Origin of the sequence: Desulfurivibrio alkaliphilus AHT 2, assembly GCF_000092205.1 — a bacterium.
GTDB lineage: Bacteria > Desulfobacterota > Desulfobulbia > Desulfobulbales > Desulfurivibrionaceae > Desulfurivibrio > Desulfurivibrio alkaliphilus.
Window position 1 is genome coordinate 516,968 of sequence record NC_014216.1, and the last position, 23,255, is coordinate 540,222.

20 protein-coding genes are annotated in these 23,255 nt (G+C 60.7%); 8 read left to right on the plus strand and 12 right to left on the minus strand.

Annotation, left to right across the window (positions count from 1 at the left end; translation table 11 throughout):
• Positions 1-29: 29 nt before the first annotated feature.
• From DAAHT2_RS02240 to cdaA, 5 genes are all read right to left on the minus strand, one after another.
• Complete coding sequence (locus DAAHT2_RS02240; protein WP_013162678.1) at positions 30-1,673, minus strand: HD family phosphohydrolase; 1,644 nt, start codon at positions 1,671-1,673, stop codon at positions 30-32.
• 10 nt (positions 1,674-1,683) lie between these two features.
• Positions 1,684-2,433 carry a TlyA family RNA methyltransferase gene (locus DAAHT2_RS02245; RefSeq protein WP_157861391.1) on the minus strand — a complete coding sequence of 250 codons (750 nt, stop codon included), beginning with the start codon at positions 2,431-2,433 and terminating at the stop codon, positions 1,684-1,686.
• A 167-nt stretch (positions 2,434-2,600) separates the two neighbouring features.
• Positions 2,601-3,950, minus strand: a complete 1,350-nt coding sequence (gene glmM / locus DAAHT2_RS02250) for a phosphoglucosamine mutase (protein WP_013162680.1) — start codon at positions 3,948-3,950, stop codon at positions 2,601-2,603.
• The gene (locus DAAHT2_RS02255; protein ID WP_013162681.1) at positions 3,947-4,705 is read right to left on the minus strand and encodes a CdaR family protein; all 759 of its coding nucleotides are present in this window, start codon (positions 4,703-4,705) and stop codon (positions 3,947-3,949) included. The genes glmM and DAAHT2_RS02255 overlap by 4 nt, the downstream gene beginning before the upstream one ends.
• Entirely contained in the window at positions 4,681-5,472 is a 792-nt protein-coding gene (gene cdaA, locus DAAHT2_RS02260; RefSeq protein WP_013162682.1) for a diadenylate cyclase CdaA, read from the minus strand. The genes DAAHT2_RS02255 and cdaA overlap by 25 nt, the downstream gene beginning before the upstream one ends.
• A gap of 357 nt (positions 5,473-5,829) precedes the next feature.
• On the opposite strand from cdaA, the gene rpsT reads away from it, so the two are divergent.
• The 7 genes from rpsT to DAAHT2_RS02295 all read left to right on the plus strand — a co-directional run bounded on the left by rpsT (position 5,830) and on the right by DAAHT2_RS02295 (position 12,936).
• Positions 5,830-6,102, plus strand: coding sequence for a 30S ribosomal protein S20 (gene rpsT, locus DAAHT2_RS02265; protein ID WP_013162683.1), 273 nt, complete (start codon positions 5,830-5,832; stop codon positions 6,100-6,102).
• Between the two features lie 111 nt (positions 6,103-6,213).
• Complete coding sequence (gene trpE, locus DAAHT2_RS02270; protein WP_013162684.1) at positions 6,214-7,749, plus strand: anthranilate synthase component I; 1,536 nt, start codon at positions 6,214-6,216, stop codon at positions 7,747-7,749.
• A 25-nt stretch (positions 7,750-7,774) separates the two neighbouring features.
• Positions 7,775-8,362 carry an anthranilate synthase component II gene (locus DAAHT2_RS02275; RefSeq protein WP_013162685.1) on the plus strand — a complete coding sequence of 196 codons (588 nt, stop codon included), beginning with the start codon at positions 7,775-7,777 and terminating at the stop codon, positions 8,360-8,362.
• Between the two features lie 29 nt (positions 8,363-8,391).
• Positions 8,392-9,435, plus strand: a complete 1,044-nt coding sequence (gene trpD / locus DAAHT2_RS02280; RefSeq protein ID WP_013162686.1) for an anthranilate phosphoribosyltransferase — start codon at positions 8,392-8,394, stop codon at positions 9,433-9,435.
• Positions 9,436-9,589: 154 nt separating this feature from the next.
• Positions 9,590-10,357 carry an indole-3-glycerol phosphate synthase TrpC gene (gene trpC / locus DAAHT2_RS02285; RefSeq protein ID WP_013162687.1) on the plus strand — a complete coding sequence of 256 codons (768 nt, stop codon included), beginning with the start codon at positions 9,590-9,592 and terminating at the stop codon, positions 10,355-10,357.
• 182 nt (positions 10,358-10,539) lie between these two features.
• Complete coding sequence (locus DAAHT2_RS02290; RefSeq protein WP_013162688.1) at positions 10,540-11,175, plus strand: phosphoribosylanthranilate isomerase; 636 nt, start codon at positions 10,540-10,542, stop codon at positions 11,173-11,175.
• A 321-nt stretch (positions 11,176-11,496) separates the two neighbouring features.
• The gene (locus tag DAAHT2_RS02295; protein ID WP_013162689.1) at positions 11,497-12,936 is read left to right on the plus strand and encodes a flagellar assembly protein A; all 1,440 of its coding nucleotides are present in this window, start codon (positions 11,497-11,499) and stop codon (positions 12,934-12,936) included.
• Here the strand turns inward: DAAHT2_RS02295 and DAAHT2_RS14190 are convergent.
• The 7 genes from DAAHT2_RS14190 to DAAHT2_RS02330 all read right to left on the minus strand — a co-directional run bounded on the left by DAAHT2_RS14190 (position 12,929) and on the right by DAAHT2_RS02330 (position 21,484).
• Positions 12,929-14,125 carry a pyridoxine 5'-phosphate synthase gene (locus DAAHT2_RS14190; protein WP_013162690.1) on the minus strand — a complete coding sequence of 399 codons (1,197 nt, stop codon included), beginning with the start codon at positions 14,123-14,125 and terminating at the stop codon, positions 12,929-12,931. The genes DAAHT2_RS02295 and DAAHT2_RS14190 overlap by 8 nt on opposite strands.
• Position 14,126: 1 nt before the next feature.
• A complete protein-coding gene (locus tag DAAHT2_RS02305; protein ID WP_013162691.1) occupies positions 14,127-15,173 on the minus strand; it encodes a PhoH family protein in 1,047 nt (348 codons plus the stop codon).
• A complete protein-coding gene (locus DAAHT2_RS02310) occupies positions 15,170-16,030 on the minus strand; it encodes a thioredoxin domain-containing protein (protein ID WP_013162692.1) in 861 nt (286 codons plus the stop codon). Before DAAHT2_RS02310 ends, DAAHT2_RS02305 begins: the two co-directional genes overlap by 4 nt.
• A gap of 265 nt (positions 16,031-16,295) precedes the next feature.
• Positions 16,296-17,543: a (Fe-S)-binding protein gene (locus DAAHT2_RS02315; RefSeq protein WP_013162693.1), complete on the minus strand. Its 1,248-nt coding sequence runs from the start codon at positions 17,541-17,543 to the stop codon at positions 16,296-16,298.
• A protein-coding gene (gene prfB, locus DAAHT2_RS02320; protein ID WP_013162694.1) for a peptide chain release factor 2 occupies positions 17,540-18,647 on the minus strand; the annotation gives its coding sequence in 2 pieces (ribosomal slippage) (positions 17,540-18,565 and positions 18,567-18,647; 1,107 coding nt in all). Before prfB ends, DAAHT2_RS02315 begins: the two co-directional genes overlap by 4 nt.
• A 212-nt stretch (positions 18,648-18,859) precedes the next feature.
• A complete protein-coding gene (lnt, locus tag DAAHT2_RS02325) occupies positions 18,860-20,578 on the minus strand; it encodes an apolipoprotein N-acyltransferase (RefSeq protein ID WP_218915037.1) in 1,719 nt (572 codons plus the stop codon).
• A gap of 27 nt (positions 20,579-20,605) precedes the next feature.
• Positions 20,606-21,484, minus strand: coding sequence for a hemolysin family protein (locus DAAHT2_RS02330; protein ID WP_013162696.1), 879 nt, complete (start codon positions 21,482-21,484; stop codon positions 20,606-20,608).
• A gap of 357 nt (positions 21,485-21,841) precedes the next feature.
• Here DAAHT2_RS02330 and DAAHT2_RS02335 point away from each other — a divergent pair, with 357 nt between their 5' ends.
• Positions 21,842-23,248 carry a biotin carboxylase N-terminal domain-containing protein gene (locus tag DAAHT2_RS02335; RefSeq protein ID WP_013162697.1) on the plus strand — a complete coding sequence of 469 codons (1,407 nt, stop codon included), beginning with the start codon at positions 21,842-21,844 and terminating at the stop codon, positions 23,246-23,248.
• The last annotated feature ends 7 nt before the right edge of the window (positions 23,249-23,255 follow it).

Below are 23,255 nucleotides of genomic sequence, written 5' to 3' on the forward strand. Positions count from 1 at the left end.
AGATGCGGTGCGGCTGTTCGCTTACATACTCAGCAGTCCTGTTGTGCCGGAGATAATTCCCGCTTGGCGTAATGGCGATAAACCTTGTGCTCGATGAAAAAGGCCAGGATGTCCGGATCGATGTGTCCTGCCTGTTGCATGGACTCCATGATTTCCAGGGCCCGGGAGAGGGGCATGGGCTTTTTGTAGGGGCGGTCCGGGGCGGTCAAAGCTTCAAAGATATCGGCGATGGCGATGATTCTAGTCGGTAGCGGGATTCGGTCGGCAGTGAGGCCGAAGGGATAGCCGCTGCCGTCTAGTTTTTCATGGTGCCCGGCGGCATATTGGGGAACTTGCCGCAGTTTTTTAGGGAAGGGCAGTTCACTCAGCATTTTGTGGGTGACCAGGACATGGTTTTCAATGATTTTCCGTTCTTTATCGTTGAGGGTTCCTTTGCGGATGCTGAGGTTGTCCAGTTCGTCGGCGGTCAGCCGGCACTCACGATTCCCTTCGGTACAGGGGCGAGCGGCAATTTCCTGCAGCCTGGCGATCTTCTTCTCATCCAGGTGCTCCGTGGGCAGGTTGCACTGCTCCAGGAAGCGTTGTTCCTCGTCCAGGGCCGTCAGCTCCACCTCCAGCTTCTCAAACGCCGATGCCACAGGGCCGGAGCCGTTATCCGGGCCGGCCGGGTTTGGCTGTTGCCGAGCCAGGGCCTGGCGTAGGGCCTGGATCTGTCGATCTCGCTTGTGGATCTCGTAACGGGCTTTTACCAGTGCGATGCGGTCATGGAGGGCCTCCAGCTTGGTGGCTTTGGACACCAGGCGCTCCGGGGTGACGATTTTGCCGATATCATGCAGCCAGGCGGCGATGCTGAGCTCCCGCAGTTCATCTGTGTTGAGTTGAAAGTCCCGGAACCGGCCCCGGTCTTCATTCATTGCCTGGGCAATATCCATGGTCAGGGCCTGGACCCGGCGGATGTGGCCGGCGGTGTGGGGTGATTTTTCGTCGATGGTAATGGCGATGGTTTTAATGAAGGCGTCAAAGAGATTTTCCAGGTCGCGGTAGAGGCGGACGTTGGTAATGGCCACGGCAGCCTGGGAGGCCAGAGAAGCAATCAGGTCTACGTCCTCGGGGGGGAAGGGGATAGGGCGCCTCTGCTGGTCCTGGGCATTGATCAACTGCAGCACCCCGATGATCTCTCCTTCCTTGTTCTGCATGGGGATCAGCAGCATCGATACCGAGCGGTAGCCGGTACCGGCATCAAACTGGCGGGTGCCGCTGAAGTCGAACCCTTTGGCCTGGTATACGTCCGGGATGTTGACGATTTCACCGGTTAAGGCGGTGTGGCTGGAGACGTTGGTGTGGTTGCCCGCACCATCGATATAAAGTGGTACCGGCGGCCAGGTGATGGGGCCGGCGCTGCCGCCCATCCGGACCCCCATGGTGGTATTCTGGATAATGGCGAATTCCAGGTGCCGGCCGTGGTCGTCGAGCAGGTAAAGGGTGCCGGCGTCGGCGTTGGCAAAGGCCCGGGCCTCGTCGACGATCTTTTCCAGCAGTACCGGCAGGTCATGTTCGGCGGAAAGGGCGATTCCGATGGCGGCCAGTTGGGCCAGGTGGTTTTGCAGGCGCTGCCGGTCATGGTTGTCGCCCATGGTTGGCTTGTGGGCATCTGGTTCTTTGCCGGTCTTCATGCGAGGCTCGTCAGGCTTTTTCGGGCGGCCCGATCTGTAACAGGGCCAGAAATTCCAGGTTTCCTTTGGGGCCCGGCACCGGCGAGGTGATCACACCCTGCCAGCTTAAGCCGAGTTCGGCGGTGAAATTTTGCAGCCGGGAGACCACTTCCCGGTGCAGTTCCTGGTCGCGCACCACCCCGCCTTTGCCGACCTTGCCCTTGCCCACTTCAAACTGCGGCTTAATTAAAGGAATAATCAGGGCTGCCGGCTTGAGTAAGGGCAGCAGCGGCGGCAGCAGCAACTCCAGCGAAATAAAAGAGGCGTCCATCACCGCCAGGTCGATGGCCTCGGGGATATCGGTGGTGGTTAAATGGCGGGCATTGGTCCGCTCCATAACCACCACCCGCGGGTCCTGGCGCAGTTTCCAGGCCAGTTGGCCGTAACCCACATCCACCGCGTAAACCCGGGCGGCACCGCGTTGCAGCAGGCAGTCGGTGAAGCCGCCGGTGGAGGCGCCGATATCCAGGGCCACCAGATTGGCGGGGTCAACGGCAAAATAATCCAAGGCGGCGGCCAGCTTCAAGCCGCCCCGGCTGACAAACGGGCAGGGATTCTCTTTTACCTGCAGCGGGGTGGCCGGCGGCAGCAGGGTGCCGGCTTTGTCCAGCACCTGGCCGTGCTCCCCCCGCACCTGGCCGGCGGCGATCAGGGCCTGGGCCCGTTGCCGGCTAGGGGCCAGGCCGCGGGTTACCAGCAATTTGTCCAGGCGCTGTTTCATCTTTTGTATCGTAACCATTCACCAGGGGTACTAACTTGCCGGTTTAACGGGCTGTAATCGTTCAGCAGTGCCGCAGGTTCGGGTAAGCAGCCAGGTGCAGCGTACCCCCTGTACGTAAGCCTGGCTGATCGCCCGAAGATGCGGTGCTGCTGAACGATTACTTTGTATTAAGTGGTCTGCTGCTTAATGTGCTCGCAGATTTCTTTGGCGATCATGCCGATCCGGGCCTGGTCGGCGCCCTCCACCATGACCCTGATCAGCGGCTCGGTGCCGGAGGGGCGGATGAGAATACGCCCCTCTCGGCCCAGTTCGGCCTCAGCGGCGTTGACCAGTTTTTTAAGGCCCTTGATTTTGTCGGGGGCAGCCGGTCGTTCCAGGCGGACATTTTCCAGCACCTGGGGGACGGCGGTCATCAGGCCGGCCAGTTCCGAGAGCCTTTTGTTCTGCTTGAGCATGACCGCCAGCAGGCGCAGGGCGGCGAGGATGCCGTCGCCGGTGGTGTTGTGGTCCAAAAAGATCAGGTGTCCCGATTGTTCGCCGCCGAAATTATACCCCTTGGTGCGCATTCGTTCCACCACGTAGCGGTCCCCCACCGGGGTCCGCTCCAGCCGGCCGCCATGGGCCCGCATAAAGTGTTCCAGGCCGAGATTGCTCATCACGGTGGCCACCAGGGTTTTGTGGCGTAACCTTTTCTCGGCCAGCAGGTCGGCGGCGCAGATGGCCATGATCTGGTCGCCGTTCAGGATGGTGCCGGTTTCGTCGGCCACCATCAGGCGATCGGCGTCACCGTCCAAAGCCAGGCCGATATCCGCCCCGGTCTCGCGTACCTTGGCGGCCATGATCTCCGGGCAGAGCGCCCCGCATTCGCGGTTGATGTTGGTGCCGTCGGGTTCGGCCCCGATGGTGGTAACTTTGGCCCCCAGTTCGCTGAACACATGGGGGGCTACCCCGTAGCCGGCCCCGTTGGCGCAGTCCAGGACAATATGGAGATCGTCCAGGCTGAGATCGGCGGGAAAGGCGTTTTTCAGGTAAACGATATAGCGGCCCCGGGCGTCATCGATGCGGGTGGCGCGGCCGACTTCCTCGGCGGTGGGGCGCAGGGCTGCCATTTTTTGTGAAAAAATCAAATCTTCGATGGCCAGTTCTTCGGCATCGGGAAGTTTGTAACCGTCGGCGGCAAAGATCTTGATCCCGTTGTCGGCAAAGGGATTGTGGGAGGCGGAGATCACCACCCCGGCATCGGCTCGCATGCTGGTGGTGATAAAGGCGATCCCCGGGGTCGGCAGGGGGCCCACCAGCAGAATGTCCACTCCCATGGAACAGATTCCGGCGGCCAGGGCGTTTTCGATCATGTAGCCGGAAAGGCGGGTATCTTTGCCAATCACAATGCGGTGGCGGTGGCTTTGCTGCTTAACCAGGAAGGCCAGGCCGCGGCCGACCTGCATGGCGATCTCGGTGGTCATGGGGTAGAGGTTGGCCATGCCCCTGATGCCGTCGGTGCCGAATAATCTTCTCATGGCTGCGGCTGCTCCGGAAGCAGCGGGACCGGTTCGGTATCCCGCCTGTTTTCATCGTTTTCCGCCTCTTCGGGCTCAATGATCAGCCGGACCTTGACCGTGGTTTCGCCCAGCAACTCCGTCAGCTTTTCGTCCATGACCAGGGCAACCTGGCGGCTGGTGGTTTCGGTTAAGCCTTCGATGTCGACGGGCACGGTGGGCAGCTGGTCGGTCTGGCCCAGCAGGGTCGCCGGGCCGCGGATGCTGATGGTGGCCGGGTCGGCCTGGACCTGTAGCAACAAGTAGCCCGGTGCCGGTTGACCGGTGATCTTCGGCTCCACCGGGAAGTTTTTTTCTTGCAGGTGGTCGATATGCAGGGTGGTATGGGCTGGCTGCACCCGTAACACCTCGATTCCACGTGGGAAAGGTATTGAGTCCGGGTCGTTGCGGATGGCCATGGTTCCTGGTTGGGCCCCGGCCAGGTTGATGGTGCGGGTAACGTTCTGGCGCCGCAGGCCGTCGATCAGCCCCCGCGGGCCGGCGATGGTCACCTCCAGTTGCTGTTTGTACTGGTTGACAATCACCATGTCGCGGGGCAGGTTGACCAACTCCACCGGCACCAGCACATGGGTGTCGATTTTGTCCTCGCCGACCACGAAATGCCACAGCAGCACGGCAAAGAGCAGGGCCAGCAGGCGCAATACCCAGTCTTTGGGCCAGTAGTCGGCGACCTCGGTGGTGGCCGCCTTTTTTATTTGTTCAACCAGTTTTTCCATAACTTGGGAGAGATATACTCTTTGGGCAGAAAAATATTGTCCAGCCTGCTGCGCAAAGCCTGTTCATCCAGGTCCAGGGTCAGGGCGCCGTGCTGGGCCAGGGAGACCCGACCGGTCTCTTCGGAAACCACGATGACCACCGCGTCGGTTTCTTCGGTGACCCCGATGGCCGCCCGGTGGCGGGTGCCCAGGTGCTTGCTGATATAGGGGTTTTTGGTAAGCGGCAAAAAGCAGCCGGCGGCGGCGATTTTATCGTCGACGATGATCACCGCCCCGTCGTGCAGCGGCGAGTTGTGCAAAAACAAGGAGTAAAGCAACTGGTGGCTGACCTCGGCATTGAGGCTCTGGCCCGATTCCAGAAAATCCTTCAGCCCGGTGCGCCGTTCGATAACGATCAGGGCTCCGATCCGGTCGCGGGAGAGGGCATAAGCCGCCTTGACCGTTTCCCCCAGAACATGAAGGGTTTCCTCGCTGGATTTGCTGAAGGGGGTACGCCCGAACTGGGTCAGGGCGCGGCGGATATCACGCTGAAAAATAATGATGATAATCAGGAAAAGGGAGCTTAAAAACGAGCCCAGCAGCCAGTAAAGGGTTAGAAACTCCAACTCCCGGGCCGCAAAATAAATCACGATCAGTACCGCGATACCGACGAGCATCTGGACCGCCCGGGTGCCTCTGATCAGCAGCATGATCCGGTAAATGAGATAAGCAACGATCAGGATATCGAGTACGTCTTGCCATCTCAGTGAGGTCAGGTTCGTCAGCATCTGTTAGAAAATCGTTGCAAGCGGAAAAAAAGCGGAGCGGTAAAGGGCCGTAACAGCCCCTTTGAGCAAAGGGCCGTTTAATGACGATATGGCCGCACAGACCCGGCCATGTCATCATTAACCAACACAATAGCCGATAAAGACCCGGACGGGCAAGGGGAGTGTTTGATTTTTCACAAAAAAATATTGACAGTCCGGCTGTTTTGCCGGCGGCTTCCGAATAAACCTGCCGGGCCGATGGCAAATAAGGGTTTTTTACCCCTTACCGCTTGACAGTTAACCACGATAACGGTATATAACCCCTTTTGCATTGTCCCAATTATTCCAAGTCATTTATTGCAGCAAGGAGATGTAGCTTTGGCGAATCATAAATCGGCGATGAAAAGAAATCGGCAGAATGTGGTCCGGCGCGAACGTAACCGGTCCAATCGCTCCCGCCTGAAGACCCTGTACCGGCGGATTGATGAGGCAATCGTGGCCAACTCCCCCGAGCAGGCCCGCCAGGCGTTGCAGAACGCGGTACCGATGATTGCCAAAGCGGTCAATCAAGGGGTTTTGCACCGCAACACCGCCGCCCGCAAGATCTCGCGGCTAACCCGTCGGGTTAATGCCTTCGCTCAGAACAGCTGATCCTTTCGGCTTTGAGATTTTGTCTTGAGGAGCAAAAGCCATGGTGCCTTCGGGGGCCGTGGCTTTTTTTGTCGTTGGCAGTCCATTAAGTCAGCAGGTTATGGGGCCTCGATGAACGGTTTCGAAAAATTCACGCAACTTGCCGCCCGCCACAACCTGGTACCGGTCACCCGCGAGTTGATCATCGACCTTGATACCCCGCTGACCATCTTCAGTAAGGTGGCGGCTGACCAGTCCCACGCCTTTCTTTTTGAAAGCCTTGAGGGCGGTGAGAAATGGGGGCGCTATTCCTTTATCGGCTTTGATCCGCTGGTGATTTTTGCCAGTCGCGGCGACCAGGTGTTGATCCGTCGACTGACCCCGGAGGCGGCCGCCGAAATCGACCGGCCGCCGGTGTTCAGTGAAGAACGGCGGTGCGGGGACCCGCTGCAGTTGCTGGAACAGTTGCTCGCAGAACTCAATCCCGCCGTGGTCGACGGCTCGTTGCCCAGGTTCAACGGTGGCGCGGTGGGTTTCCTGGGTTACGACATGGTCCGCTTCATGGAGCGGCTGCCCGACGAAAATCCCCCCCTGGCCGATTGCCCCGACAGCAGTTTCCTGGTTCCCCGGGTGGTGCTGGTTTACGACAACCTGCGGCAGCGATTGACGGTGGTCAACTGGGTGGTTACCGGCGGGGATAACGACCTGGCCCGGCTTTATGACCGGGCCCGGCAGCGGTTGGATCGCCTGGAAGAGGCCCTCCGGCAACCCCTGGCCCCGGAGCTGCTCACCGATTGCCAGCCTGATGCCGCCCCTCCCCACAACTTCACCGCCAACATGAGCCCCGACCAGTTCAAGGCCATGGTGGAGAAAGCCAAGGAGTACATCCGGGCCGGTGATGTTATCCAGGTGGTGCTCTCCCAACGTTTCCAGGCCACCACCAGCGTTGCCCCCCTCCGGCTGTACCGGGCCCTGCGCCATATCAATCCCAGCCCCTACCTGTTTTATCTCAAGCTGGGCGACCTGGTCCAGATCGGATCATCTCCCGAGATTCTGGTGCGCCTGGAAGGCGAGCAGATCGAGCTGCGGCCCATCGCCGGCACCCGCCCCCGCGGCAGGAACGCCGAAGAAGATCTGGCCCTGGAGCAGGAACTGCTGGCCGATCCCAAGGAGCGGGCGGAACACCTGATGCTGGTGGACCTGGGCCGCAACGATGTGGGCCGGGTGGCCCGCTACGGTTCGGTGGAGGTCCGTGACCTGCTGGTGATCGAGCGTTACAGCCATGTGATGCATATCGTCTCGGGTGTCCACGGCCGGTTGGCTGAAGGCCGCAACCAGTTCGATGTGGTCAGGGCCTGTTTCCCCGCCGGCACGGTTTCTGGTGCCCCCAAGGTGCGGGCCATGGAGATCATCGAGGAACTGGAACCCCAGCGGCGGGGACCATATGCCGGGGCGGTGGGCTACTTCGGCTTTACCGGCAACATGGACTTCTGTATTACCATCCGTACCTTTGTCTTGCGGGGCGACGAGCTGTGGGTGCAGGCCGGGGCCGGGATTGTCGCCGATTCCGATCCGGAGTCGGAATACACGGAAACGGTCAACAAATCCATGGGTTTGCGCCGGGCCCTGCAACTGGCCGAGATGGATAGCGGTAAGCAAGGCCGATAACCTTTTGAGATAACGGAATGCCCTGATGCTGGTGGTAATCGACAATTACGACTCCTTCACCTACAACATCGTCCAAACCCTGGGAGGGATGGGGGCGGAGATGGTCATTTACCGCAACGACGAGGTGGATATCGCCACCGTGGAGGCCTGCCGCCCCCATCGGCTGCTGATTTCACCGGGCCCTTGCACTCCGGCCCAGGCGGGAATCTCCGTGGATCTGATTCGGCACTTCAGCGGTAAAATCCCGGTGTTGGGCGTCTGCCTGGGGCACCAGGCCATCGGTGAGGCCTTCGGCGGTAAAATCGTCCGGGCCGACCGCTTGATGCATGGTAAAACCAGCATGATCAGCCACGACGGCAAGGGAGTTTTTCGCGGCCTGCCCGATCCCTTCGAGGCCATGCGCTACCATTCTTTGGCGGTGGAGGAAGAGAGTTTGCCCGGCTGCCTGGAAATCACCGCCCGGTCGGACCATGGTGAGTTGATGGGCTTGCGGCACCGGGAACTGGTGGTGGAAGGCGTTCAGTTCCACCCCGAATCCATCATGACCCCGGCCGGGGTTGGGCTGCTGAAAAATTTTATTGATCCCGACTATCCGTCGTTCTTGCGCGGTTGAGGGAAGCCAGTCTTCTACAGGGGGAGTGAATGATCAAGGAAGCGATTGCCCGGGTGGTGGCCGGCCATGATCTGGAGGAAACGGAGATGGTGGGGGTGATGCAGGAGATCATGGGCGGTGAGGCCACCGCCGCCCAGATCGGCGCTTTTATCACCGCCCTGCGGATCAAAGGGGAGACGGCGGCGGAGATCACCGGGGCCGTTCGAGTAATGCGGGAGAAAGCCACTCCCATTACCCCCTTCACCGCCGAAGAACTGGCGGCCGGGCAGGTGCTGATCGACACCTGCGGCACCGGTGGTGATTCCTCCGGCACCTTCAACGTTTCCACCACCACCGCCTTTGTGGTGGCCGCCGCCGGGCTGCCGGTGGCCAAACACGGCAACCGCTCCATTACCAGTTCCTGCGGCAGTGCCGATGTGCTGGAAAGCCTGGGGGTGGACCTGCAACTCGCCCCGGAGCAGATTACGGCAGCCATTCGCCAAGTGGGGATCGGCTTCATGTTCGCCCCGGCTCTGCACGGGGCCATGAAGCATGCCATCGGGCCCCGCCGGGAAATCGGGATTCGCACCATTTTCAATATTCTGGGTCCGCTGACCAATCCCGCCGGGGCCAACGTGCAGGTAATGGGGGTTTATGATCGCGCCCTGGTGGAAACCCTGGCCGGTGTGCTGGGCCGCTTGGGCAGCCGCCGGGTGATGGTGGTCTGCGGCGAGGGTAACGTCGATGAGATTACCGTCACCGGTCCCACCCAAATAGCCGAATACCACGCCGGTGAGGTGCGCAGCTATACCGTGTCCCCGGAAGATTTCGGGCTGACCCGGGCCGGGCTGGCCGAAATCAGCGGTGGCGCGACGGCTGCCGAGGCAGCGACACAGTTGCGGGCGGTGCTGGCCGGTGAGCCTGGTCCCCGCCGGGATATGGTGCTGCTCAATGCCGCCGCCGTGTTCATTGCCGCCGGGCGCTGTCCCGATTGGGCCGCCGGGGTTGAGCTGGCCCGGGAACTGATCGACAACGGGGCGGCGCTGGCCAAACTCGACGCCTTGGTAGCCTTCTGCCGGAAACAGAAATCATGATTCGTAAACGTTCAGCCGCACCGCATCTTCGGGCGATCAGCCAGGCTTACGTACAGGGGGTACGCCGCGCCTGGCTGCTTACCCGAACCTGCGGCACGGCTGAACGTTTACGGCCCGTTATATCAGCAGTTATTGGCCCTGGTGAACGCGTACTATGATTCTGGACCGTATTGTTGCCCGCAAAAAAGAAGAGATTGCCGCCCTCAAGCGCCGGGGGCTGGGTGCTCCCGCCGATGAGCCGGACCCGCCCCGCGGTTTTATCGCCGCTCTCACCGGTTGTTCCGAGGTGGCGGTGATTGCCGAGTTGAAAAAGGCCTCGCCGTCCAAAGGGGTTATTCGTCCCGATTTTGATCCCGCCGCCATTGCCGCCGCCTACCAGCGGGGCGGGGCTGCCGCTTTGTCCATTCTCACCGATGTCGATTTTTTCCAGGGCTCCCTGGCCTATATTCCCCAGGTGCGACGGTTGGTGCCGCTGCCGGTGCTGCGCAAGGATTTCCTGCTCGATCCCCTCCAGGTGGAAGAGGCCTCCCGTTACGGGGCCGATGCCATTCTGCTGATCGCCGCCATTCTGACCGTGCCGCAGATGGAGGAATTGCGCTTGCAGGCGGAAGAGCTGGGGATGGATGTGCTGGTGGAGATCCACGACGAGGCCGAGGCCGAACAGGCCCTGGCCGCCGGCGCACGGCTGATCGGGGTTAACAATCGCGATCTGCGCGATTTTTCCATGGACCTCAACACCACCTTTCGCTTGCGTAAACTGATTCCCCCGACCATTCCCCTGGTCAGCGAGTCCGGGATTCGCGATCATGCCGATATCACCGCCCTGGCCGCGCACGGCATTGCCGCCGCCCTGGTGGGGGAGACCCTGATGCGGGCCGAAGACCCCGGCCAGGCCCTGCTGGCCCTGCGCGGTGCCGTTTGAATGTAAACGTCCAGCAGCACCGCATCTTCGGGCGATCAGCCAGGCTTACGTACAGGGAGTACGCTGCGCCCTGTCTGCTTGCCCGAACCTGCGGCACTGCTGAACGTTTACGGCCCGTTATATGGGCAATTGCTGGCCTTGGTGAACAGTTGCGGTTGGACCTTGCAAAGAGGAGTCGGTTGATGGAAGGACGGACAAGAATAAAAGTTTGCGGCATGACCGAGCCGGTGCGGGCGCGGGAGGCGGTGGCCGCCGGAGTGGACGCCCTGGGCTTTATCTTTGCTCCTCAAAGCCCACGCCTGGTGTTGCCCGAACAGGCCCGGGAGATTATTGCCACCCTGCCGCCTTTTGTTGATGCGGTGGGGGTTTTTGTTAACGAAGAGGTCGAGGTGGTGCGGGAGATCGCCCAGTACTGCGGGCTGACCATGTTGCAACTGCACGGCGACGAGGAGCCGGAATTCTGCCGGGCCATGCCGTTGCGGGTGATCAAGGCGATCCGGGTGGGGGAGCACAGTCTGCCCGCCGATTTGAGCCCTTATCGAGGTTGTGTCAGCGCTTTTTTGCTGGATACTTATCAACAGGGAGTTGCCGGCGGCACTGGGCAAAGTTTCGACTGGCAACTGGTGGCCCGCCTGGCTCCCCCGGCGCCGGTGGTGCTGGCCGGGGGGTTGACTCCGGACAATGTCGGGGAGGCCATCGCCCGGGTGCGCCCGTTTGCGGTGGATTTCAACTCCGGCCTGGAAACGGCCCCCGGGCTTAAAGATTCCCGCCTGCTGCGCCGGGCCGTGGCCGCCGTCGGCTTGGCCGATGGGCAGTAACTCCCTTCTTCCGGCCGTGTGTTGCTGAGCAACCCCAACGGCCCCGTTTTTTCGGCGAAAACCGCGGCGGTTTTCGCCCTCTGTACCTTTTTTCCCTCCACACCCACCCCGATTTTCGCTTTCGCTGGGCCCCATTTCTTCATTTATCCCCCCACCAAAGTCAACCGATATGAATAATTAGCTGTTTGTTCATTCGGTTGATGGTCTGTTTTTTTGTATTTCTACACCGATAAATGTGTTTACATAACTTTTAGATTTGCGTATTTGTTTTAAACCAGGCTTTAACACATTGTGCCGGTGGGGCCGGCGCGAGGGTAGGGAATGGCCAGCGACAAGCTCTTTAAAAGCGGGGTTGAATTTCAGGATGGGGCCTTTGTGCTAAAGGTTTCCAAGGACCGCCTGTGCGCCGTGGTGCGGGCCAGTGACACCGAAAAAGCGGTGGATCTTGACCGTGAGGTGTTGCAGAAGTTGCTGGCGGAAGAGGGGATTGTTTATGGCCTGTTGCCGGAGCCGGCGGTGCGGTCGGACGGATCCTTATTTGTGGCCCGGGGGCTGGCGCCACAGCATGGTGAGGACTCCCGGGTCAAAATGCACGTCAAACCCTCGGTGGTCCGTGTCCCCAAGGTCAAGGATCCCGGCCGTGACCAGGTGGATTTTCGCGAGTTGGGCAGCATCGTCAATGTGGAAAAGGGGCGCCAACTGCTGGAAATCATCCCTCCCACCCCGGGAACCCCCGGCAAAGACCTCTTCGGGGCGGAAGTGCCGCCCAAGCCCGGCAAGGAACGCAAGCTGAGAACCGGGCCCGGGGTTAGCGTTTCCGATGACGGGCGCAAAGTTTATGCCGCCTGCACCGGCAAGTTTGTCATGGCCGACGGCAAACCGGGCGTCTATGAAGAACATGTGGTCTCCGGCGATGTGGACATGTCGGTGGGCAACATCGCTTTTGGCGGCAAAAAGCTGATTGTCAACGGCGAAGTGCCCATGGGGTTTTCCGTGAAGTGCCGGGGCGATATTGTGATTGCCAAGGGGGTTTACAACAGCCTGGTGATGGCCGGTGGTAAGCTGACGGTCCGGGGCAGTGCGGTGGGTGAGGAAACGGTGCTGCGGGCCCGGGGGGATGTGGAGATTACCTTCATGGAAAACGGGCCCGGGGTGGAGGCCGGCGGCGACCTGATCATCAATGACTCAGCCATCCAGAGTCATGGTTTGGTGGGGGGCGCCATCTACGCCAAGGGGCAGGGGGTGCTGGTGGGGGGCAAATACATAGTTGGCGGTTCGGTTTACGTGCGCGATCTGGGAACCGATGCCGAAGTGCAGACCATCCTGCACGTAGGGGTGGTGCCTTCGATTCAGGGGCGGAAGCAAAAAATAGATGAAGATCTGCATCTCTGGGCCGAGCGGCTCAATGAGATCATTAAAAATATCAGCGCCCTTGAAAAAATGAAAAAGGAACAGGGTGCTCGTTTCCCCGAGGAGCGGGCAGAGCTGCTGGGCAAGTACAAGAAGGCTATGCCCAAGGCCATGGATCGGGTAAACGTTCTTACCGAACAGGCCAACGCCCTGGAAAAGGAACTGGAACAGATGGTGGCTGAAAGTGTTTATGTCTATGGCACCATCTATCCCGGCGCGGTGGTGAGTATCGGCAGCGCTACCCGTTATGTCACCAGCGAAGAGCAGCAGTGCGTGGTCTACTTCGACCAGAGCACCCGTCAGATCCTGATCCGCAAGATGAACCAGGAAGAACAGGCCCTCTTCAAGTAAAAGCCGGGCTGGCCTGTTTGATAATGGCCCGCATCTCTGCCACCGCTTTTTCCAGGCCCACCAGAATGGCCCGGGCCATGATGGCATGGCCGATGCTCAATTCCTCGATGGTGCCTAAAGCCGCCACCCGGGCGGTGGTGAGATAATTCAGGCCGTGGCCGGCATTGACCCGCAGGCCGGCAGCCAGGGCCTCTTCCGCCGCCTGGGCCACCAGGGCAAATTCCCGTTCCCGTTCTTCTTCCGACGGCGCGTCGCAGTAGCGGCCGGTGTGGATCTCCACAAAGCTGGCGCCGATGGCCGCCGCGGCGGCGATCTGGCCCGGGTCGGGATCGACAAACAGGCTCACCGGAATTTGGGCCTGGTTCATTTCCTTGATCACTTTAGCCAGCTTTTTTTGCTGACCCTTCACGTTGAGCCCGCCTTCGGTGGTCAGCTCCCGCCTTTTTTCCGGTACCAGGGTGACCATGTCCGGCTTGAGCCGCAGGGCGAAATCGATGATTTCAGCCGCCGCGGCCATTTCCAGGTTAAGCTTGCTTTTCACCGTTTGCCGCAGCAGCAGGACATCGCGGTCCTGGATATGGCGGCGATCTTCCCGCAGGTGAACCACGATGCCTTCGGCCCCGGCCAGCTCGCAAATACCGGCGGCTAGGACCGGATCGGGTTCGTTGATCCCCCTGGCCTGGCGCAGGGTGGCTACATGATCGACATTGACGGCAAGCTGGGTCATTTTGCTTTTCCTCTCGTGCTCTTGAAGTTTGTGCAGCAGCGCTTCTTCCGCTTCGGCCATGCGCTCCGCCTCGGCGGAGCTTTGTTCGTGGTCGTAGCCCAGCAGATGGAGCAAGCCGTGGGTCAGCAACCAGGCCAGGCGATGCCCCGGGCTGACCCCGGCGGCCCGGGCCTCCCGGCGGGCGGTGTCCAGGCTGATCACCACGTCACCCAGCATTTCATCGCCTAAGCCGCCGGGTATCTCCGGGGCCTCGCGCTGGGCAAATGCCAGGACGTTGGTGGGGCGGTTGCGTTGCCGGAAGAGATGATTAAATTCCTGCATCTGCCGGTCGTCCACCAGCAGCAGGCTCAACTCACTCCGGGGTTGCCCGGTAAGGTGCAACAGGATAGCCGCCTGTTTTTTCAGCCGGGCCAGCTCGTTAGAGCCGATGTCGCCGCCCTGATGCTTGAGCAGTACCGGCATCTCAGCTTTCCTGGCGGGTGGCCGTGGTCGCGTCCTGGCCGCTTTTCCGGCGGCTGGCGGATGCCGGCCTGGTGGCCGGCCGCTTTTTGCTTCCGGTGGCTTGCTGGTAGGCTACAATGATCTTTTGTACCAGGGGGTGGCGCACCACGTCGGCATCGCTGAATTCACAGAAGCTGATCCCTTTTACCTGCTTGAGAATCCGCTGGGCTTCGACCAGGCCGGATTTTTTCTCCGGCGGCAGGTCAACCTGGGTGACATCACCGGTGATCACCGCCTGGGAGTTGAAGCCCAGGCGGGTAAGAAACATCTTCATCTGCTCGGAGGTGGTGTTCTGGGCTTCATCCAGGATGACGAAGGCGTCATTTAAGGTGCGGCCGCGCATGAAGGCCAGGGGGGCGATTTCAATGACCCCCTCATCAAGCAACTGGGCCACCTTGCCCGGTCCCAGCAGGTCGTTTAAGGCGTCGTGGAGAGGTCGCAGGTAGGGGTTGACCTTCTCGGCCAGATCGCCGGGCAAAAAACCCAGCCGTTCCCCGGCCTCCACCGCCGGTCGGGCCAGAATGATCGACTTTACCCGGCGGTTGACGTAAGCGGCCACCGCCATGGCCACGGCCAGGTAGGTCTTGCCGGTTCCCGCCGGGCCGATGGCGAAGACCACATCATGGCGGCGGATGGCGTCGATGTAGGTTTTCTGGTTAAGGCTTTTGGGGGAAATAACCTTCTGTTCGGCGGTGATATAGACTTTGTCCAGAAAAATATCGGTCAGCACCGCCTTGGGTGAGGCGGCCAGCACCCGCAGGGCGTAGGCCACGTCGGCCGGGTAAACCGGGTAGCCGGAGCGGAGCAACTCGTAGAGCTTGCGCAGGGCCGAAGCGGCCAGCGCCACTTCGGCCTCGCTGCCTTTGAGGGTCACGGTGGTGCCGCGTACCTGGATGCCTACCCCGCTGGTTTCCTCAATGATCGCCAGGTTACGGTTCAGCTCCCCGTACAGTTGCCCCACCAGGGCGTTGTCGTTGAAAGAGAGTTCTTCGGTGGTTTCGGTCATCATCTTGCCAATGCTTCTTCCACCATTTGGCGCAGGTTTTCCGGCGAGCGCTGTTCCAGCAACATGCCGTTGACAAAGATGGTGGGTGTGCCGCGCACCCCGGCCTGTTGACCGTCCTGGATGTCCTGTTCCAGCCGGCTGTGCAGTTCCCGGCTTTGCAGATCGCGGTTAAAGCGTTCCATGTCCAGTTCCAGTTCCCGGGCGATGGCGCGAATCCGTTGCGGACTGATTTCGCTTTGGGCGGCAAATAATTTGTCGTGAAACTCCCAGAACTTGCCCTGGTTCTGGGCGGCCATGGTGGCCAGGGCCGCCGGTTTGGCGTATTCGTGGAAGGAGAGCGGAAAGTGCTTGAAAACCACTTTAACCTGGTCGGGAAACTGCAGCATAATCTGTTCGATCAAGGGTTTCACCCGGGCGCAGTGAGGGCACTGAAAATCGCTGAACTCCACAATTTCCACCGGGGCGTCGGCCCGCCCCAGAAAAGGGGCCCCTTCGGTATTGATCTGCAGGGCAAAGCGCAGTGAAAGTTCCTGGACCACCCCGCTTGCTGACCCGGTCACCACGATTTTTTCCGGAATACCGGCCCGCTGCAGCCCCACGGCGCTGATACGATCCATTTCCGGGTCGACGGGGATGGTGCCGGTCAGTTCCCCCTGCTCGTCATAAATCAGCACCTTGCCTCCCTCAACCAATATATAGATACGGCTGCCGTCGAGGGAATAAGCCACATCCAGGGGCTTTTCCTCCGGGGTGATGGCCACGCCCGCCTGCCAGCTCACCCCGGCCAGGGCCGGGCCGCCGAGTAACAACAGGGCACAGGCAATAATCGCGGTTAACGAAGCAATGGTACGAAAAGACATAAAAATCATCCTTGTTGGTTTTGGTTTTACTTCATGCCGTGTTCGACGCCGGCCGCTCCGGCGTCAATTACCGGTCATCGGCGCATTATAAGGACTCTTTAAAAATACGCAAGCTTGTCGTAAGCGTTCACCAGGGGTACCAATTTACCGATCTAACGTGCCGTAATCGTTCAGCAGTGCCGCAGATTCGGGCGATCAGCCAGGCGCCGCGTACACCGGTACTCAAGCCTGGCTGATCGTCCGAAGGTGCGGTGCTGCTGAACGATTACAGCTTGTCCAGCAGGACGGCCAGGTGAATTACCCGCGCCTGGTGGTAACCCTGCCGGGCAGCGTGGCGCCAGTGGAGCAGGCAGCCGGTGCAGGCGGTGGTGATTACCTCGGGGGCGACTGTTTGGGCCGCCTCGCTCAGGCGCCGGAGAATGCCCTCGGCGCTCTCCGGGTGGGCCAGATGGAAGTGACCGCCATGGCCGCAGCACTGAGGGCCGTCCGGCAATTCCAGCAGTTCCAGGCCGGGCAGCCTGTTCAGCAACTGGCGGGGTTCCCGGGTGATTTGGCACCCGAAGCGCAGGTGGCAGGGGTCGTGGTAGAGAACTTTAAGCGTTTTTGGGCTGCCGGCTGCAGCATCGGCCGGGCCTTCGCTCTCACCGCTTGCCGGTGTGGGTGGCGGCTGGGGAGGCTGCTGATAAAGAAAGTGGGAGAACTCCCGTACCCGGGCGGCGAAATCCTCGGCCCGGCCGGCCCATTGCGGGTCGTCGGCCAACAGCTCCGGGTAGCGCAGCAGGTGGGAGGCGCAGGAGGCGCAGGCAACCACGATGGGGCTTTGGCCGGGATGGGCGGCAATGTTAACCCTGGCCATTCGGCGGGCTTCTTCCTTTTGGCCGCAGCTGTAGGCCGCCAGGCCGCAGCAACCCCGCGCTGGATGGGGGGCAGCCGGTGGCTGCCCGGCCCGGGTCAGCAGGTTGCTCAGGGCGCGGGTTATTTCCGGTTCCAGGTAAGTGGCGAAGCAGCCGCTGAAGATATACGGCTCGGAGGTGGCCGGGGCGGTTTTTTCCGGTGGCCGGGGCGGCTCACTGGTCGCCGCCGGTTGATGATCCGGCAAAATCCCCAGGCGCAGATTGAGACCGCTGTCGGCCGGCAGGTTTAGCTCTTTGAGCCGTCGGGCCAGGGGGGCCAGGGCCTGGAGCAGGCGCGGGCGGCTCAAAAGCCCGTTGCTTAAGGCTCGCAGCATTGCATGCTGCCCGGCCCGCCGGGTCAATTCCCCGCGGGCTTCGGCCAGCATTTCGGCCACCGGCAGCCGGCGGCTGCAGACCTGGCTGCATGCCCCGCACAGCAGGCAATGGGAGAGGATTTCAGCATAGACGGTACTGGCGGCGGTGGGGTCCAGCCGGCTCAGCAGGTGCAGCTTGCCCCGGCCGGTATGATACTCCCGCCCGGTTTGCCGGTAAACCGGGCAGACCGTGCTGCAAGCCCCGCATTTAGCACAGTTCTGTTCCGGCCTCACCCCGGCGCTCATGGTTGCCAGAGCAGGTATGAGATAATGAAGGGGTCCAGGTCGCCGTCCAGCACGTTGTCAACGTTGCCGGTTTCGTGGTTGGTCCGGTGATCCTTGACCAGCCGGTAGGGCTGCAGCACATAGGAGCGGATCTGACTGCCCCAGGCGATCTCCTTTTTGTCGCCGTGGAGGTGCTGCTGCTCTTCCTTGCGGTTGGCCCGTTCCCGCTCATAAAGCTGGGCCTTGAGCATCTTCATCGCCGTGTCTTTGTTGCGGTGCTGGCTCCTCTCGTTCTGGCACTGCACGACAATGCCGCTGGGCAGGTGGGTGATGCGGATGGCCGAGCTGGTTTTGTTGACGTGCTGGCCGCCGGCGCCGCTGGCCCGGTAAGTGTCGATGCGCAGGTCTTTGTCGTTGATCTCCACCTCGATGTTGTCGTCGAGTTCCGGAAAGATGAAGACCGAGGCAAAGGAGGTATGGCGCCGCCCGCCGGTGTCGAAGGGGGAGATTCTCACCAGCCGGTGAATCCCCATCTCGGAGCGGAGGTAGCCGTAAGCCCAGCGCCCCTTGACCAGCACGGTAACGCTTTTGGTGCCGGCTTCATCGCCGGGCAGGTGGTCGAGGATCTCGGTGGAAAATCCCTTTTTTTCTGCCCAGCGCAGGTACATGCGCAACAGGATGTCGGTCCAGTCCTGGGCCTCGGTGCCGCCGGCGCCGGCGTGGATAGTCAACATGGCGTTGCTGGCGTCGTGTTCGCCGTTGAACATGCACTCCAGCTCCATGGCCGCCAGGCGTTGTTCCACGCTGTTCAGCGCCCGGGACACCTCCTGTTCGGTCTCATGGTCGTTTTCGGCAATGGCCAGTTCCAGCAGCACCTCGGCGTCTTCAAAGGAGTCGATTACCTGCTGCCAGTTGTCGATGGTGTCCTGCAGGTCGCTCTGCTCCTTTTGCACCCCGGCGGCGGCTTCGGGGTTGTCCCAGAAGTTCGGGGCGGCGCTGCGGTGTTCCAGTTCCTGGATGCGGAGTAATTTGTTGTCCAGGTCAAAGATGGCTCCGCAGGGTTTGCAGGCGGCCTTGCAGGTTTTCGGCTTTTTCTTTCAGTTCGGGGGCAATGCTGAAACTCATGGTGTTCCTCTGTAGGCTAAAGTGTGGTGCTGGGCTGAACGTTTATTTAAAGCTAAACGTAACCGTTTACCAGGGGTGCTAACTTGCCAGGTATAACGGGCCGTAAGCGAACAGCCGTGCCGCAGGTTCGGGCAAGCAGCCAGGCGCAGCGTACCCCCTGTACGTAAGCCTGGCTGCTTGCCCGAAGATGCGGTGCGGCTGTTCGCTTACAGCTAAACACGCTTTATAACATAAATATGCCTGACTATGCCAGCGCTAAGCAGCAGCAGGCAGAGGAGGCCGAAAAGGTAACCGCCGGCGGTGAACAGGCTGTTCATCTTGCCCGCCGGAGCGGGAAGCGGCAGGGCGGCATGGCGGGCGTCCGGCACGAAAAGTTGGGTGGCCTGATGCAGCCGTCCGTCCGGGGTGATCATGACGCTGATCCCGGTGTTGGCGGCTCGGGCCAGGGAGCGGCGATTTTCCACCGCTCGCAGGGCGGCCATGGAAAGATGCTGGTGGGGGGCGTTGCTTAAGCCGAACCAGGCGTCGTTGGTGATATTGACCAGCAGTTCGGCCCCCCCGGCGGTCATCTGCCGCGCCAGCCGGGGAAAGATGGCCTCAAAGCAGATCAGGGTGCCGATCTTGCGATCGGCGCAGGTCAGCAGGGCAGGTTCGGGGCCGGGGGTAAAGTCGCCCAGGGTTTCCACCACCGGTGCAAAAAAGGGCAGCAGCCGGCGCAAAGGGATATATTCGCCGAAGGGTACCAGGTGTTGCTTGCGGTAAATTCCGGCCGGTTGTTGGACGGCCGGGTCCGGGCTGATCAGCATGGCGCTGTTGTAATACTGCAACTGCCGGTCATTATCCAGTTCCCGGTGGGGGGCCCCCACCAGCAGGCAACTGCCGTGTTGGGCGGCAAAATCGATGATGTCGTAAAACAGGTGGTGTTCCAAGGGGTAAAAGGGCAGGGCGGTTTCCGGCCAGACGATGAGCGTCGGCGGCTTCTCCGGCCCGGCCGCCGTCGCTTCGCTTAGCTCCAGATAGCGTTGGACGGTGGCAAACCGCAGTTGCTGGTCCCACTTCTCCTCCTGGGGAATATTGCCTTGGACCACCGCCGTTTCCAGCACTGGGGCGGTGGCCAGGATTTTGTCAAATTGCTGCAGGCGGAGGGAGCCGTAGGCGACCGAAGAGATCAGCAGCAGCACGGCCAGGGCCAGCGACCAGCGCCCCGGCAGGGCGACTGTGCGGCGGTATGGAAACCGTTCACCAGGGGTGCCAACTTGCCGGTCTGACGTGCCGTAATCGTTCAGCAGTGCCGCAGGTTCGGGCAAGCAGTCAAGCGCAGCGTACCCCCTGTACGTAAGCTTGGCTGATCGCCCGAAGATGCGGTGCTGCTGAACGATTACCAGCAGGGCCAGCAGGGTGGAGCTTAGAACGATCAAAAAGGTGATCGCATGGTGGCCGCCCAGGTCGGCCACCTGGGTCAACAGCGGCAGCTGATACTGGCTGTAGCCCAGATCCTGCCAGGGGAAGCCGGTGAACAGCCTGGCCCGCAACACGTCCAGCCCGACCCAGATCACAGCTGGGGCCCATAAGACCAGCCCCCGGTGCCTGTTGTCGTTCCCACCCCAGCCGGTAAGGGTGACCAGCAGGGCGGCGAACACCGCGGGGTACAGACTCATGTAGATAACCAGCAGCCCCAGGGCCAGGGCTGCCACCAAAGGATGCACGCCGCCGTAGTCGCCCAGCACGATGGTGATCCAGTGCAGCAGGGGCAGATGATAAACTACCCCGGCCAGCAGCCCAAGGCCGGCGGCTCGCCGCCAGTCAAGCTGCTGGATCGCCAGCAGCAGCGGGGCCAGCGCCATCCAGGCCAGCAGGGCATGGCCGCCGCTGCCGGGCGAGGAGAAAAAGAGCAGCAAGCCGCTAAGCGCCGCCAGGGAAATTTTACCCATGCCCCCCATGCCCATGAAATAGTCCGGTCAGGTAATTTTTTTCTGGATTTTTACCGTGAGCACCCGGCGCTTGTCCGCCGCAATGACCTCGAAGACCAGGGATTCGATACTCAGGGTGACCCCGGGCGGCGGCACCTGGTCCAGGTGGTGGAGAATCAGGCCGCCCAATGATTCGTAAGGTCCTTCCGGCAACTCGGTGCCGAAAAAATCTTCCACTTCTTCGATATCGACCTTGGCATCGGCCAGCACCGTATTTGGGTCCACCACCTTCCAGCGCCGGGTGGTGCGGTCGTGTTCATCCACGATATCACCGACGATTTCCTCAACAATGTCTTCCAGGGTAATCAGGCCCCTGACCCCGCCGAATTCGTCATTGACCACGGCCATATGGTTTTTTTGCTGCTGAAAACTTTTCAGCAGTTTGATGACCTTGCTCTTCTCCTGGACAAACACGGCGGGTTTGGCCAGCATCCCGGCGGTGGGCGGCTCACTGCCGTTCAGGCAGTAGGGCAGCAGATCTTTGGCGTGCAGGATGCCGATGATCTGGTCGGGGCTGTCCCGGTATACCGGAATGCGGCTGAACCCCCGGTCGATGATGAGCTGGAGCAGGTCCGCCAGCGGGGTGGCGGCTTCCGCCATGACCATTTCGGCCCGCGGGGTCATTACCTCGTAGGCTTGGGTGTCTTTGAGTTCCATGATCCCGGCGATCATTTCCCCCTCTTCGGGGGTGATCAACCCCTGTTCTTCACCTTCATCGAGGATCTCCTGGATTTCCTTTTCGATTTCCTCGGCGGTGTCGGGGTTTTTGCTGATACCGAGCAGATTCAGCAGGCGACGGAAGGGTGATTCCGCCGCCCTGGGTGAAGTCGGAGGCTCCGCGGGGGCGGGTTCTGGTGATGGGTCCATGATGGTGGCAAATATCTCCCGATGGATTATAGTTGAACAACCGTTAACTGGTCACCTGCTACCCCCATTGCGGTGCTTTGCCAAGGGGTAAGCGGCGGCGGGGGAGCATAATCAGTTAATTACAAACAATAGTTACGGGTCGTGGAGACGTCAATATTATTTTTAGGCGGTCAACGGTTAATCAGGCTGGTGGCGGCAGGACGTTTGTAGGGGCAGATTGGCGCCCTTTTTTCTTTTCTTTTCCGGCCAAATAGGTTAGATATGGCCGCGGCCGAGGGAAAAAGATGGTGGTCGGAACCTTAGTGTTCCGCCTGCCTTTTTCCCTTTTCTTTTGCGGTGAGCATAAAGGGGTTAACATTGAAAGACAAGGTATTGATTGCCAACCGGGGTGAGATTGCCCTGCGTATTATGCAGGCCTGCCGGGATCTGGGGCTTGACTATGTGGTGGTATACACCGAGGCCGACGAGCAGTCCGAGCATGTGCAGCGCAATCTCGACAGTAAGAGCAACCAGCGCCGGGCCTGGCGGGTGGCCAGTTATACCGATCCCAACGATATCCTGGCGGTGGCCGACCACACCAAATGCACAGCCATTCATCCTGGTTACGGTTTTTTTTCGGAAGATTACCGTTTTGCCCGCCGGGTTACGGTTCGTGATCAGCCCCTGACCTTTATCGGTCCCAAATGGGAGGTGATCAAGGACCTGGGTGATAAAATCAACACCAAGCGGGTGGCCAACCAGTTGGGAATTCCCACCATTCCCGGCACCGACGGACCCATCTACAACGAGATTGATGCCGAGGAGATCGCCAGGCGCCTGCTTGAGGATCAGGCCGAACGGGAGATCAGGCAGCCTTCGGTGCTGGTTAAGGCGGCCGCCGGCGGCGGCGGGATGGGGATTGAAGAAGTACATGAAATAGAGCAGTTCCGCCGGGTTTACCGCCAGGTGCAGAACTATGCCAAGCGGCAGTTCGGTGATTCCGGGGTACTGATCGAACAATGCCTGCGTGATTATAATCATCTCGAGGTGCAGCTGCTCTGCAGTCGCCACGGTGAGCGGGTCCATTTCGGCACCCGTAACTGCACCATTCAAAGTACCGGCCGCCAGAAGCGGCTTGAGGCCGCGCCGGGTTTCGACACCTCCTGTTTTCCCTATGAATTCGACGCCCCGGCGGTTTTGGACGAGATCGTTGAAAATTCGCTGAAGCTGGCCTCGCATGTGCGCTACGACAACGTCGGCACCTGGGAGTGGATCGTCAGCCGCAGCGGCCAGCCTTACCTGCTGGAGGTCAATACCCGGATTCAGGTGGAAAATGATGTGTCGGCCCGGATCAGCTATCTTGACGGCAAGCATCCCAACCTGATTCGCGAGCAGATCAGGTTGGCCCTGGGCGATAAGTTGGGGTACAGTCAGGCTGATATTGAGTTCCGCGGTGCCAGCATCGAGCTGCGGATTGTCGCCGAAGACCCCCAGCGCGGCTTTGCCCCCTGGATCGGCACCATTTCGCAGTTTTCCTATCCCCGGCACGAATGGTCGGTGGTTTATTCCCATGTTCCCATCGATCGCCCTTACGCGATTCCCAGCGACTATGACCCCAACCTGGCCCTGGCCCTGGTCTGGGGTGAATCAATGGCCGAGGCCAAACAGCGTGCTCGGCGTTTCCTGGATGAGATGGTAATTGAAGGCAGCAACTCCGCCGGGGCACCAATTAATACCAACCTGCAATATCTGGCGGACAACATGGACCGCCTGTTGACTTTCTAAGGACGGT

Excerpts from the sequence above, each read along its gene's own strand:
- trpE (WP_013162684.1), top strand. The coding sequence starts at position 6,214 with ATGAACGGTTTCGAAAAATTCACGCAACTTGCCGCCCGCCACAACCTG.
- trpC (WP_013162687.1), top strand. The coding sequence starts at position 9,590 with ATGATTCTGGACCGTATTGTTGCCCGCAAAAAAGAAGAGATTGCCGCC.
- DAAHT2_RS02255 (WP_013162681.1), bottom strand. The coding sequence starts at position 4,705 with ATGGAAAAACTGGTTGAACAAATAAAAAAGGCGGCCACCACCGAGGTC.
- DAAHT2_RS02295 (WP_013162689.1), top strand. The coding sequence starts at position 11,497 with ATGGCCAGCGACAAGCTCTTTAAAAGCGGGGTTGAATTTCAGGATGGG.
- DAAHT2_RS02330 (WP_013162696.1), bottom strand. The coding sequence starts at position 21,484 with ATGGACCCATCACCAGAACCCGCCCCCGCGGAGCCTCCGACTTCACCC.
- DAAHT2_RS02245 (WP_157861391.1), bottom strand. The coding sequence starts at position 2,433 with ATGAAACAGCGCCTGGACAAATTGCTGGTAACCCGCGGCCTGGCCCCT.
- DAAHT2_RS02315 (WP_013162693.1), bottom strand. The coding sequence starts at position 17,543 with ATGAGCGCCGGGGTGAGGCCGGAACAGAACTGTGCTAAATGCGGGGCT.
- DAAHT2_RS02275 (WP_013162685.1), top strand. The coding sequence starts at position 7,775 with ATGCTGGTGGTAATCGACAATTACGACTCCTTCACCTACAACATCGTC.
- DAAHT2_RS02290 (WP_013162688.1), top strand. The coding sequence starts at position 10,540 with ATGGAAGGACGGACAAGAATAAAAGTTTGCGGCATGACCGAGCCGGTG.
- cdaA (WP_013162682.1), bottom strand. The coding sequence starts at position 5,472 with ATGCTGACGAACCTGACCTCACTGAGATGGCAAGACGTACTCGATATC.
- lnt (WP_218915037.1), bottom strand. The coding sequence starts at position 20,578 with ATGGGTAAAATTTCCCTGGCGGCGCTTAGCGGCTTGCTGCTCTTTTTC.
- trpD (WP_013162686.1), top strand. The coding sequence starts at position 8,392 with ATGATCAAGGAAGCGATTGCCCGGGTGGTGGCCGGCCATGATCTGGAG.
- DAAHT2_RS02310 (WP_013162692.1), bottom strand. The coding sequence starts at position 16,030 with ATGTCTTTTCGTACCATTGCTTCGTTAACCGCGATTATTGCCTGTGCC.
- glmM (WP_013162680.1), bottom strand. The coding sequence starts at position 3,950 with ATGAGAAGATTATTCGGCACCGACGGCATCAGGGGCATGGCCAACCTC.
- DAAHT2_RS14190 (WP_013162690.1), bottom strand. The coding sequence starts at position 14,125 with ATGCCGGTACTGCTCAAGCATCAGGGCGGCGACATCGGCTCTAACGAG.
- DAAHT2_RS02240 (WP_013162678.1), bottom strand. The coding sequence starts at position 1,673 with ATGAAGACCGGCAAAGAACCAGATGCCCACAAGCCAACCATGGGCGAC.
- DAAHT2_RS02305 (WP_013162691.1), bottom strand. The coding sequence starts at position 15,173 with ATGATGACCGAAACCACCGAAGAACTCTCTTTCAACGACAACGCCCTG.